This window comes from Pseudomonas sp. B40(2017), from assembly GCF_002112855.1.
Classification (GTDB): domain Bacteria; phylum Pseudomonadota; class Gammaproteobacteria; order Pseudomonadales; family Pseudomonadaceae; genus Aquipseudomonas; species Aquipseudomonas pharyngis.
This window is the reverse complement of the sequence record NZ_NEIT01000003.1, coordinates 589,373-603,057: the sequence shown is the minus strand read 5'-3', so window position 1 is coordinate 603,057 and position 13,685 is coordinate 589,373. Positions and strand designations below refer to the sequence as shown.

Sequence of the window (13,685 nt, the reverse complement as noted above, 5' to 3'; positions counted from 1 at the left end):
ATCCCGGGCCGATGCACACAATGCGCACCGGCCCTCTCAAAAAGTTAAAGACCGGCTCAACGCGCCGACTGTTGCAGGCAATGGTCGACCAACGCTTCCAGCTCGGCCTGATACTGCTGCATCAAGGTCTCGATGGTGCCAGGGCGGAAGCGACGGGTGCTGTACATGCAACGCATCGACAGTTTGCCGTCGAACACCTGACCGACGATTTCCAGCCAGTTGCCGAGGTTGGCATCCAGGCTATAGACGTCGCCGATGTGCTCGTCCGCCGGCATCAGCATCGCCTGCTCGTCAAAGGTCTGGTCGAACTGCCCCAGGTAGTTGAAGGTCAGCCGCGCCTGTGGCAACGCCGCCAGACGCTGTTGCACCGACGCATCGGCCATGTAGCGCAGCGCGCCGTAGCCGACGCCTTTCTGCGGCACCGCCGCCAACTGCTCGCGTACCGCCAGGATCGATGCGCCGAAATCCTGCTCCGCCAGCGGCGCCAGCCGTATCGGGAACATGGTGGTGAACCAGCCGAGGGTGCGGCTCAGGTCCAGCCCGTCGACCAGATCCTCACGACCGTGCCCTTCCAGTTGCACCAGCACCGACTCGGCCTCGCTCCAGCGACACAGCACCCGACCGAGCGCGGTCAGCAGCAGGTCGTTGATCTGCGTGCCGTATACCGCTGGCGCCTGTTTGAGCAGTTGCCCGGTGCGGGTGGCGTCGAGGCCCATGAACGTTTCTTCGCGAAAACGCACCAGGTTCTTGCCGCGCGGGTTGTCACACGGCAGATCCTTGCCCGGCTGATCCAGCTGTCCGAGCCAATAATCCAGCTCTTGCTCGACCAGTGCCGGCACCTGCGCCGCCAGGCCATCGGCCCAGGCGCGATAGCTGCTGGTGCGCTGCGCCAGTTGCGGCTCGCGGCCCTGACTGAACGCCTCGTAGGCCAGTTGCAAGTCTTGCAGGAACACCCGCCACGACACCGCATCGATCACCAGGTGATGCACCACCAGCAGCAGGCGCACCTCGCCGTCCGGCAGATTCACCAGCAGGCCGCGCATCAGTGGCCCGTCGAGCAGGTTGAGGCTGCGCTGGGCTTCGTTGACCAGTGCGTCGAGTTGCTCGATGTCGCTGATCTCACGCTGCCACAGCAACGGCTTGTGCTCGGCGCTGCGCAGGCTGTCCTGCAACGTTTGATAGTGCTGCAACCAGCGGCCCTGATCCTGATAGAAGCGCAGCCGCAACGAATCATGCTGGGCCAGCATCAACCGCAGCGTCTGCTCCAGCGCCGGGGCATCCAGCGCCTGGCGCGAACGCAGCATCATTGCCTGGTTGAAATGATGCGGTTCGCTCATGCCCTCGGCGAAGAACCACTCCTGGATCGGCAACAATCCAAACGCACCCGCCTGTGCTACGTGGCTGCTGTCGCCAGCCTGGCTCGAGCGGGTGACTGCTTGCTGGTCGAACAGGTTGCCAATGGTCTGGAAGCGCATGAGGTCACGCAGCTTGATGTCCAGTTTCAGTTGCGGATGGTTCCGCGCCCGGGAAATCACCTGCAGGCTGAGAATCGAATCACCGCCCAACTCGAAGAAGTTGTCGCTGATGCCAACCTGCTCCACTTGCAGCACGTCGGCCCAGATATCGGCCAGCCAGGTTTCCTGCGCGTTGCGCGGCGCCTGATATTGATCGGCGCAAAACTCGGGCTGCGGCAGCGCCTTGCGATCCAGTTTGCCGTTCGGCGAAATCGGCAGGCGCGCCAGAGCCATGATCTGCAGCGGCACCATGTATTCGGGCAACTGTGCGCGCAACAGGGTCTTCAGACGATCCCCGACGTTGTCGTCGCTGCTGACCACATAGCCGATCAACTGCTTGCCGGAGACGCCGTCACGGGCGATGACCACAGCGTCGGTGACACCTTCCTGAGCGCGCAGGCAGGCTTCGATTTCACCCAGCTCGATGCGGAAACCGCGAATCTTCACTTGATGGTCGGCGCGGCCGACGTAATCGAGGATGCCGTCATGGCGCAGGCGCACCAGGTCACCGCTGCGGTACAGTCGACTGCCCGGCGCGCCGAATGGATCCGGCACGAAGCGCTCGGCGGTGATCGCCGCACGGCCATGGTAACCACGGGCAACCCCGTAGCCTCCGATATACAACTGGCCGGACAAGTCTTGTGGCAGCGGATTGAGATCGTCGTCCAGAACCCACAGCGAGCGTTGACCGACCACTCGCCCGATCGGCGCATAGGCAGCCGCACAGGCCTCATCATTCGGCGCTTTCCAGAGCATCGGCGTGACCACGGTTTCGGTCGGGCCGTAACCGTTGGTGATGAACTGCGGCTGCAACACGCGGCGCACCTGCGCCAGGGTCTGCTCCGGCACCGCGTCCCCCCCCAGGCAATAAATGCGCACCTTCGGCACGGCCATACCGCTGGCCTCGACGTACTCGGCCACCTGTTTGAGGTAGGCCGGCGGGAAGCAGGCGATATCGATCGAACGGTTGAGCAAGGCGTGACTGGTCTGCTCCGGTGTCCACAGTTCATGATCGCGCAGCACCAGCGTGCCGCCAAAGGCCAGGGTGGTCAGCCAGCGTTCATGGGCGCCGTCGAAAGCAAACGACATGAAGTGCAATTCGCGCGTGCTGGCGTCCATTTCGTACAACTCGCGGATTGCCTGGCAATGCATGCTCAGCGGTCCGTGGGTTACCGCCACACCTTTGGGCAAACCGGTGGAACCCGAGGTGTAGATCAGATAGGCGAGGCTGTCCTCACAGGTCTGCACCCGCGGCGCCGTGTTCGGGTACTGACTGCCATCGAAAAGATCCAGATCAAGCAATGGCAAATTCGCCGGCAGCGGCAAACGCTGGCTGGCGGCGCCACGGCTGATCATCTGACGCATGCCGGAGTCTTCAATCATGAAGGCCAGGCGATCGGCTGGATAGTCGATGTCCAGCGGCACGTAGGCAGCGCCGCTTTTGAACACGGCGAGCAAGGCCACCAGCATGTCGAGCGAACGTTCCAGAGCGACACCGATCAGGACTTCCGGACCGGCACCTGCCGCGATCAAATGATGCGCCAGCTGGTTGGACCGGTGCTCGAGTTGCGCATAGCTCAACTGCTCGTCACCACATTCGGCGGCAATGGCCTCAGGCCGTTGCGCAGCAATCATCGCCGGCAACAGCTCACGGTTGTGCACCGCCGCCGGTTCTGCGCCCCACTGCTGCAAGGCCTGCCATTGTGGCGCGGCCAGACGCTGCAGGTTGCCCAGTCGCTCCGTCGGCTGCTGCATCATGCTGTGCAGCAGCACTTCCATGGTCTGGCGGATCCGCTCGACCGCTTCGACACTGAACCGATCACGCAGGAACAGGTACTCGATGGAGAACTCTTCGCCAAGATGCACGGCCAGGTCCATCGGGAAGTTGGTCACGTCATGGCTGGCCGAGGTGCCGAAACGCAGGCCGCCCGGTGCCTGTTCCAGACGCTGGTCGATCGGGTAGTTCTCGAACACGATGATGCTGTCGAACAAGGCTTGCCCGCCCTGCCCCGACCAGCGCTGAATGTCCGCCAGTGGTGCGTGAGCATGTTCACGCAGATCGAGGTTATAGGCCTGCAGATTGCTCAGCCAGGCATTCAGCGGCTGCGCCGGATCGAGGGTCTGGATCACCGGCAAGGTGTTGATGAACAGCCCCAGCATGCTGCCGGCATTCGGCAATCCCTCCGGGCGCCCGGCCACGGTGGCACCAAACGCCACGCTGTGCTGACCGGTGTAGCGCTGCAACAGCAGCAACCATGCGCCTTGAATCAACGTGTTGGCGGTGATGCCCTGAGCCCGGCAATGCTGCTGCAACAAGGCGGTCTGCTGCGCATCCCAACGGGTGTACAACGCCTGGTGGCCGTGCTCGGCGGATTCGTGACGCGGGTGCATCGCCTGGCTCAACGCGGTCGGTTCGACCAGCGTCTGCAAGTGGCCGCGCCAGAATTGCTCGAGCTGCGCCGAATCCTGTTGCTGCAACCACGCGATAAAGTCGCGATACCGACCGCTTTCGCCTTCGACCTGGCCGGTGGCGTAGTGCTGCAGTACCTCGCCGAACAACTGCGAACTGCTCCAGCCGTCCATCAGGATGTGATGGCTGGTCCAGATCAACTGGTACTTGTCGGCATCCAGCCGAATCAGGCGCGTGCGTTGCAACGGCATGCGGTCCAGCGCAAAGCCCTGAACCCGCTGCTGACGGGCAAACTCGGCGAGTTGCGCCTCATCCATCGGCGTGTCCAGTGCTTGCAGGTCAACAATGCCCTGACGGTGGACGACCTGCACCGGTGAGGCCTGGCTGTCTTGCCAATGGAACGACGTGCGCAGAATTTCGTGGCGCTCCACCACGCATTCCCACGCGGCACGGAAGCGCTCGATATCGAGGCCTTCCACCGTCAGGTTGAGCTGGTTGACGTAGAGATCGTCGCCGTCATCGGACAAGGTATGGAACAACATGCCCTGCTGCATCGGCGACAACGGATAGATGTCTTCGATGTCCGCGACCGGCACCGGCAAACCGTCCAGACGCGTCTGGTCCAGCGCTGCCAGCGGGAAGTCCGACGGCGTCAGGCCGTGGTTGCCCGGGGCCACGCAGTGTTCGATCAGCGCGGTCAGTTCACGCCCGTATTCATCGGCCACTGCCTGCACGGTCGCGGTGTCGAACATCTGCTCGCTGAAGCTCCACGACAGGCTCAGTTCACCGCCATACACCTGACCATTGACCGACAGCCAGTTACCCAGTGGGGCGCGATCGCTGAGGTCACTGCCGGCACTTTCGCCGGCCGGCAGGAACAGCGCGGCTTCGTCGAACTGGCTATCGAACTGGCCGAGGTAATTGAAGGTGATTTTCGGCGTGGGCAGTTCTGCCAGAGCCTCACGCGCCGAGGCATCGCCCAGATAACGCAAGGCGCCAAAACCGATGCCCTTGTCGGGAATCGCACGCAGTTGCTCCTTGATCTGCTTGATCGAATCAGCGAAACCGCTGGCCGGGGTCAGGTGCACCGGGAACACGCTGGTGAACCAGCCAACGGTGCGGCTCAGATCGATGTCGTCGAACAGGTCTTCACGACCATGTCCTTCCAGTTGAATAAGGGCTGAGGCCTGTCCGTTCCAGCGACTGATGACCCGGGCCAGTGCGGTCAGCAGCAAGTCGTTGACCTGCGTGCGATAAGCCGCCGGGGCCTGTTGCAACAGTTGTCTGGTCAGTTCAGGGGCAAGGCGCGTCTGCACACTTTGCGCGTAGCGGTTTTCCAGGCTGCCGTCCGGGCGCTCGCACGGCAACGTGGCGGTCGCCCCCTGCAAATGCCCACGCCAGAAGGCCTGTTGGTCATCGAGGCTGACGGTGTGCGCCTGCAGGCGCTCGGCCCAGGTTTTGAAGGCGCTGGTCTTGGCCGGCAACGCGACCTCGCGCCCGGCCTGGATCTGGCTGAATGCGGTTTGCAGATCTTCCAGCAGGATCCGCCAGGAGACACCGTCGACCACCAGGTGATGCACCACCAGCAACAAGCGCTGAGTCTGATCCGGCAGATCGAACAGCACGCCGCGCAGCAGCGGACCGTCGTGCAGATCGAGACTGCCCTGGGCCTGCTGACAGAGCACTTCGATTGCAGCCGAATCCGTCAGCGTGCGCTGCCAGAGCAGTGCTTGCACAGGCTCGATCGGGCGGTGAGTGGCTGTCCAGCCGTCAGTCGTTTCAATGAACGACAGGCGCAAGGCATCGTGATGCGCAACCAGTGCCTGGAGCACCTGCGCAACGGTCTCGGCGTGCAGCGTCATCGCCGGTTTGAGCAGCAACGACTGGTTCCAGTGATGCCGCTCGGGGATCTCGCTGGCGAAGAACCATTGCTGGGACGGCAACAACGGCGTCGCACCGCTGACCGGCCCCTGGCCGATGCTCAGCACCGTGCCGCCCGACTGTGCTACCGCCGCCAGTGCCTGCACGGTCTGGTGCTGGAACAGATCCTTGGGCGTGAACTGGATACCGGCCTGCCGCGCACGGCCGACTACTTGAATCGAGATGATCGAATCGCCGCCCAGCTCGAAGAAATTGTCCGTGGCGCTGACCTGCTCAAGGCGCAGCGCATCGGCCCAGATCGTGGCGATACGTTGCTCCATTTCATTGCGCGGCGCCACGTAGCTGTTCTGCAGCAGACTGGCGTCCGGTGCAGGCAGCGCCTTGCGGTCCAGTTTGCCGTTCGGGGTCAGCGGCAGGTGCGCCAGCACCATCAAGTGCGCCGGCACCATGTGCGTTGGCAGACTCTCCTTGAGAGCGTTGCGCACGCTGTCGCGCCATTCAGCCAGATGTGCGTCTGCCACCGGTTGTGTCGGGACCAGATAGGCCACCAGTTGCTTGCCGCTTGGCCCGGCATGCGCCAGCACCACGGCTTCGCGCACGCTGCTCAGTTCCAGCAGACGCGCTTCGATTTCGCCCAGTTCGATGCGGAAACCACGGATTTTCACCTGGTTATCGACGCGGCCCTGATAGTCGAACACGCCATCGGCGCGCTCACGCACCAGGTCACCGCTGCGGTACAGACGACTGCCCGGCGCCCCGAACGGATCGGGTACAAAGCGCTCAGCGGTCATCGCCGGACGATCCAGATAACCCCGGGCCAGCCCGGTGCCGCCCAGATACAGCTCGCCCATCACGCCCTGGGGCAACGCATTGAGGTCAGCGCTGAGCACACAGGTGCTGCGGTCGCCGATCCGCGTGCCGATCGGTGCATAGGCTGCGCCGCATGCGTCATTCCGCCCGGCCTTCCAGATCAATGGGGTGACCACGGTTTCGGTCGGCCCGTAACCGTTGATGATGTACTGCGGCGCCAGCGCCGCACGCGCCCGCTCGAAACTGTCGTTGGGCACGGCATCGCCGCCGAAACAGTAGATCCGCACCGCGGGCGGCTGGCCGACCTGTTCGGCGTGCCCGGCCAATTGCTGCAAGTACACCGGCGGGAACGCCGCCACCGTCACGCCGTGTTGTTGCATGGCGGTGTAGGTCTGCTCCGGGCTCCACAGACTGTCATCGCGCAGCAACAGCCGCGAGCCATGGGTCAGCGGGGTCAACCAGCGTTCATGAGCGCCGTCGAACGCGAACGACATGAAGTGCAGCTCGCAATCGTCCGGGGTCATTTCATAGCGCTGGCCGATGGCCTGGCAATGCATCGCCAGCGGTCCGTGCTCCACGCACACACCCTTGGGCTGGCCGGTGGAACCCGAGGTGTAAATCACGTAAGCCAGGTTTTGCGCGTGTACCTCGACCTGCGGCGCAACGTCTGGCCATTCGGCAGTCGACAACGTGTCCAGATCCAGGGCACGCACTCCGGCGCTCAGTGGCAACCGAGGACGCAGTTGCGAATCGCTGAGCAACAGCGCGATGCCCGAGTCTTCGATCAGATAGGCCAGGCGCTCGCGCGGATAACTGGCATCCAGCGGCACATAGGCGCCGCCGGCCTTGAGCACCGCGAGCAAGGCCACCAGCATCGATGGGCTGCGCGGCAGGGCTACGCCGACGCGCACTTCCGGCCCGACGCCTTCATTGATCAGCACATGCGCGAGGCGATTGGCGTGGCTTTCAAGCTCGGCGAAGGTCAACGCCTGATCGCCACAACGCACGGCTTCCTGTTGCGCCTGCTGCGCCGCAATCACCGCGATGCGCTGATGCACCAGCAACGGATCCGTGCACGGTTGCGCACGATTGTTTTCCTGCAATCGACGCTGCTCTTCACCGCTGAGCAGGGTCAACGCGCCGAGACGCGCATTCGCCGACTGTACGAACTGCTCCAGCAGCGAGGCCAGTTGCGCGTGCAAACGCACAATGGAGTCCGGGCTGAAACGGGCGGCGGCAAAGCTGTAATGCACCGAGAGGGTTTCGCCGAGGTTGACCCCGACCGTCAGCGGGAAATTGGTTTGTTCACGGGTGTCGACCGCGCCGAACTTCAGGCCCAGCGACGAGCCTTGCTCCAGCGCTTCGGAGATCGGGTAGTTCTCGAACACCAACAGGTTGTCGAACAGGCCGTCGCTGCCCTGCCCCGACCAGCGCTGGATATCGGCCAGTGGCGTGTGTTCGAAATCACGCAGGGCGATGTTGAGTTCCTGCACGGTTTGCAGCCACTGGCTGACCGTCAGTTGCGGTTCCGGACGGGCAATCACCGGCAAGGTGTTGATGAACAGGCCGACCTGCTGCTCGACCCCCGGCAGGTTGGCCGGACGTCCCGACACAGTGGCGCCGAAGGCCACGGTCGGTTGCCCGGTGTAACGTTGCAACAGCAACAGCCACGCCGCCTGCACCAGGGTGTTAAGGGTGACTTTTTGCTGACGGGCAAACTCGCTCAAGCGCAACGTGCCAGTGGAGTCGATCCACTGCTGATATTGTCCGGAACCGCCCTCGGCGCTCGCCGAACGATCCGCCAAACCCTGGGCCAGACGGGTTGGCTCATCGAATTGAGCCAGACGCTCAAGCCAGAATTGCTCGCTGAGCTGACTGTCCTGACGCTGCAGCCAGGCGATGTAATCGCTGTAGCGGCCAATGGGCGTTGCAGGGACTTGCCCGGCATAGCGCTGCAGCACTTCACCGAGCAACTGCGAGTTGCTCCAGCCGTCCAGCAAAATGTGGTGACTGGTGTAGAGCAGTTCGTGACGGTCTTGCGCGGTGCGCACCACCACCAGGCGCAACAACGGCACCTCGTTTAGATCGAACGGACGGTTGCGCTCGGCCTCGGCCAGCGCATCCAGCGCTTCGCCCGGCTGGCCGCGCCAGTCGTGAACGGTGAACGGCAGCGTGGCCGAGCGTTCGACGATCTGCAGCGGCTGGGCCTGCTCCCCTCCCCAGACAAACCGTGTGCGCAGAATGTCATGGGACTCCAGCGCCGCTTGCCAGGCCTGACGGAAACGCTCGACATCAAGCCCTTCCACCGACACCCGCATCTGGTTGATGTAATCCCCCGAACCTTGCTCGTACAGGGTGTGGAAGAGCATGCCCTGCTGCATCGGCGACAGCGGATAAACGTTGTCCACCGCTTGCGGATCCGAGATCAGCGTATCGAGCTGCGCCTGAGTCAGCTCAGCCAGCGGGAAGTCCGACGGCGTCACACCGCGGTTGTGCGCTTCACAGCAATGGGCGATCAGCGCATTGAGTTCTTGCGCATAGTCGTCAGCCAGACGCTGGATCGTCGCCTGATTGAACATTTCGTGGCTGAACGACCAGCTGAGGTTGAGCTCACCACCATAGACCTTGCCGTTGATGTCCAGCCAGTTCGCCAGCGGTGCCAGCGAACTCTGTTCGCGGCCGGTGCTTTCACTGGCGGGCACAAACAGCGCGGCCTCGTCGAACTGGCTGTCGAACTGGCCCAGGTAGTTGAAGGTAATGCGCGGGACCGGCTGCGCGGCGAGCGTCTGTCGCGCGTGTTCATCGCCCAGGTAACGCAGGGCACCAAAACCCAGGCCCTTGTTCGGTACGCCACGCAGTTGTTCCTTGACTGACTTGAGCGAGTCGGCCAGGCCCACGGCCGGGGTCAGACGCACCGGGAACAGGCTGGTGAACCAACCAACGGTGCGGCTCAGGTCGATGTCGTCGAACAGTTCTTCACGGCCATGACCTTCGAGTTGGATCAGGGTCGAGGCCTGACCGGTCCAGCGGCAGATCACCCGCGCCAGTGCTGTCAGCAGCACATCGTTGATCTGCGTGCGATAGGCGGCGGGCGCCTGCTGCAACAGTTGGCGGGTCTGATCCGCATTCAGGCGGGTTTCCACGCTCACCGCGTGACGGTTTTGCAGGCTCGCCGCGGGGTTGTCGCAGGGAAGATCGGCGGGCGCCTCGCCCAACTGTCCGGCCCACCACGTCAGTTCGTCGTGCAGCTCGCCGGTGGCGAATGTTTGCAGACGTTGCGCCCAGTCCTTGAACGGGCTGGTCTTGGCCGCGAGCTTGATCCCCTGGCCGCTTTGCGCCTGCTCGCAGGCATTCTGCAAATCTTCCAGCAACACGCGCCAGGACACACCGTCGACCACCAGGTGGTGGATCGCCAGCAACAAGCGCTGGCTGCCGTCAGCCACATTCAACAGCACCGCGCGCAACAGCGGGCCGTCTTGCAGATCGAGGCTGCCTTGCGCGGCGTCGCACACCGCTTCGATTTCGTCGGTGTGCTGCACGCCCGCCTGTTGCAGCAACGGCCGGTTATCCGGCGCGCGGTGCGTGGCCGTCCAGCCTTCAGCGCCTTCGCTGAAGCTCAGGCGCAAGGCATCGTGATGCGCAACCAATGCCTGCAAGGCCTGCTCGAGGACACTGGCGTCAATGGCCTGGGAAGGTTTCAGCAGCAACGACTGGTTCCAGCGCTGCCGCTCGGGAATCGCCAGTTCGAAGAATCGTTGCTGGAACGGCAGCAACGGCGTGTTGCCGGTGACAGCGCCCTGCTCGATGCTGAACGCCGCTTCACCCCGCTGAGCGACCCGGGCCAGACCTTGCACAGTCTGGTACTGGAACAGATCCTTGGGGGTGATCCGCAGGCCGGCCTGACGTGCACGGCTGACCACCTGAATGGAGATGATCGAGTCGCCGCCAAGGGCAAAGAAGTTATCCGTGACGCCTACCTGCTCCAGCCCGAGCACGGCTTGCCAGATCTCGCACAACTGCCGTTCGTTGTCGTTGCCCGGCGCCAGATAGGTGTGCTGCTCGAGCGCTGCGTCAGGTTTGGGCAAAGCCTTGCGATCGAGCTTGCCGTTGGGCGTCAGCGGCAGTTGTTCAAGGAACAGCAAGTGCGCCGGCACCATGTATTCCGGCAGGTGCTCGCGCAGGCCGGCCTTGAGCACTTCACGCAGCCGCGCTCGTTCTTCGGCGTTACCCAGCGCAGCGCTCGGCACGATGTAGGCGACCAATTGCTGACCGCTCGCGCCTTCCTGCGCCAGCACCGCCAGTTCGCGCACCGTGTCTTGTTGCAGCAGACGCGCTTCGATCTCGCCCAGCTCGATGCGAAAACCACGCACCTTGACCTGATGGTCGATACGCCCGACGTATTGCAGGTTGCCGTCAGCCTGATAACGCGTCAGGTCACCGGTGCGGTAGAAACGCTCGCCCGGAGCGCCGAACGGGTTCGGCAGATACTTTTCCGCGGTCAACGCCGGCCGTGCCAGATAACCGCGGGTGATGCCGGCACCGGCCAGATACAGTTCGGCGGCGACGCCTTGCGGCACCGGTTGCAGCTCGCCATCAAGGACATAGCTGGCGGTGTGTTTCAGCGGCCGGCCGATGCTTGGCTGGCCACCGGCCGTGCGCCGTGTCCAGGTCGAATAGGTGGTGTCTTCCGACGGGCCGTACAGGTCGAAAACGTGTTCGACCGTCGGTTGCGCATACAAGGTGTCGACCAGCGACTGCTTGAGCGGCTCGCCGGCCAGATTGATGATGCGCACGCTCGGCGGGATCTCGCCGCTGCGTTGCAGGGCGGCAATCGCCGACGGTACGGTGTTGATCAGGCGCACCTGATCGCGGGCCGGCAACTGCGGCAATTCCAGGGCATTACGGGCGATGATCAGCGAACCACCGTTGGCCAGGGTGACAAACAGCTCCCACACCGACAGGTCGAAACACACCGACGTCGAGGCCAGCACGCCTTGAATATCGTCGCGGCTGTACACCGATTGCGACCAGTCGATCAGCGCCAGTACGTTGCGATGGGCAATCGCCACGCCTTTCGGTTTGCCGGTCGAACCGGAGGTGTAAATCACATACGCAAGGTTGTCGGCGGACACGCGTGTTTGCGGTGCATGCGCCGGGTACGCGGCGAAATCATCGGCGGCGTTGTCCATCAGCAGCACGTCGGTGTCCGCCGCAATCGCCAGACTGGCGGCGACCTCCCGTTCGGTCAGCAGGCACAGCGCGCGGCTGTCTTCGAGCATGTAGGCGACGCGATCGGCCGGGTAATCCGGATCCAGCGGCACGTACACGCCCCCGGCCTTGAGCACGGCCAGCAGCGCGATCAGCAGATTCTCCGAGCGCTGCATCGCCACACCGACGCGCACCTCCGGGCCGACGCCTCGCTCGATCAAGGCATGCGCCAACGGGTTGGCCCGTGCTTCAAGCTGAGCATAGGTCAGATGCCGCTCGGCAAAGGTCACCGCCCGCGCATCCGGGGTCCGAATCGCCTGACGAGCGATCAACTGATGAATGCACAGATCGCTGGCAAACGGTGCGTCCACGGGGTTCCAGTCGTGCAGCAATACCTGCCGCTCACGGGCATCGAGCAATGGCAACTCGCCGACACGTTGTTGCGCATCGCTGACGATAGCCTTGAGCAACGTCTGCAAATGCCTGCCCATACGCTCGATGGACGCCGCTTCAAACAGGTCCGTGGCATAGATCAGCGAGGCCCACACGCCTTCCGGCGATTCATGGGTTTCCAGGGTCAGGTCGAACTGCGCCGTGAGGCTGTCCCAGTTCACACTTTCAACGGCAAGCCCCGGCAGTTGCATGGCCTGTCCGGCCTGCCGCGCGCCACTCTGGTGGTTGAACATCACCTGGAACAACGGGCTGCGGCTCAGGCTGCGCTCCGGCGCCAGGGCTTCGACCAATTGCTCGAACGGCAGATCCTGATGCGCCTGGGCGCCCAGCGCCGATTGCCTGGCCTGGGCCAGCAAGGCGCTGAACGTCATGCTGCTGTCGAGGGTGGCACGCAAGACCTGGGTGTTGACGAAAAAGCCGATCAGCCCTTCGGTTTCCGCACGGTTGCGGTTGGCAATCGGCACGCCGATGCGAATGTCGTCCTGACCGCTGTAGCGATGCAGCAAGGTCTGGAACGCTGCCAGCAACAGCATGAACATCGTCACGCCTTCACGACGCGCAAGATCTTGCAGGCCTTTGCTCAACGCGGCGTCCAGCTGCATATCCAGACGTGCACCGCGATAGCTTTGCACCAGCGGGCGTGGGTGATCGGCCGGCAGTTCCAGCACGCCCGGATCCGAACCCAGATGCTCGACCCAATAGCTCAATTGCCGTTCGCGCTCACCGGCGTCCATCCAGCTGCGTTGCCACTGGGCGAAATCGGCGTACTGGATCGGCAACGGTGCCAGCGTGGCCGGTACGCCCTGACTGAACCCGGCATAGAGCTCGATCAGTTCGCCGACCATCACTTGCATCGACCAGCCATCGGAAATGATGTGATGTTGCACCATCACCAGAACGTGATCGTCCGGTGCCAGCCGCAGCAGGCAAACGCGCAGCAAGGTGTCCTGTTCGAGATCGAACGGGCGGGCAATTTCGGCTTCGATGGCCGCGCGCAAACGCGGCTCATCGACTTCGCCCTCAAGCTCGCGAACCTCGATCTGCAAGGCAAACGGCGCCTTGATCAGCTGAATGGCCTTGTCCTGATCACCTCGGGCAAACCCGGTGCGCAGACTTTCGTGACGCTCGATCAGCGTATCGAAACTGCGCTGCAGTACCGCCATGTCCAGGGCACCGCGCAAGCGCAACGCCGTGGGAATGTGGTACGCCGCGCTGTCCGGCTCCATCTGCCAGAGAAACCACTGCCGCTCCTGGGCATAAGACAAAAGCAGCGGTTCACCTTCGGTGCGCCGAAAAATCGGCGCGATGCCATAAAGGTTAATGCCCTGTTTGCCCAGTAGAATCGCCAGCGCCTTGCGTTTCTCGGGAGAAAGCGCGCCTACCGATTCAATCAACTGCTGCATGCCGTG

General features: G+C 63.4%; 1 protein-coding gene. It reads right to left on the bottom strand.

The window, feature by feature from the left end; translation table 11 throughout:
* Window positions 1-56: 56 nt before the first annotated feature.
* Complete coding sequence (locus tag CAF76_RS10090) at window positions 57-13,679, bottom strand: non-ribosomal peptide synthetase (protein ID WP_085649016.1); 13,623 nt, start codon at window positions 13,677-13,679, stop codon at window positions 57-59.
* Window positions 13,680-13,685: the final 6 nt, after the last annotated feature.

Excerpts from the sequence above, each read along its gene's own strand:
- CAF76_RS10090 (WP_085649016.1), bottom strand. The coding sequence starts at position 13,679 with ATGCAGCAGTTGATTGAATCGGTAGGCGCGCTTTCTCCCGAGAAACGC.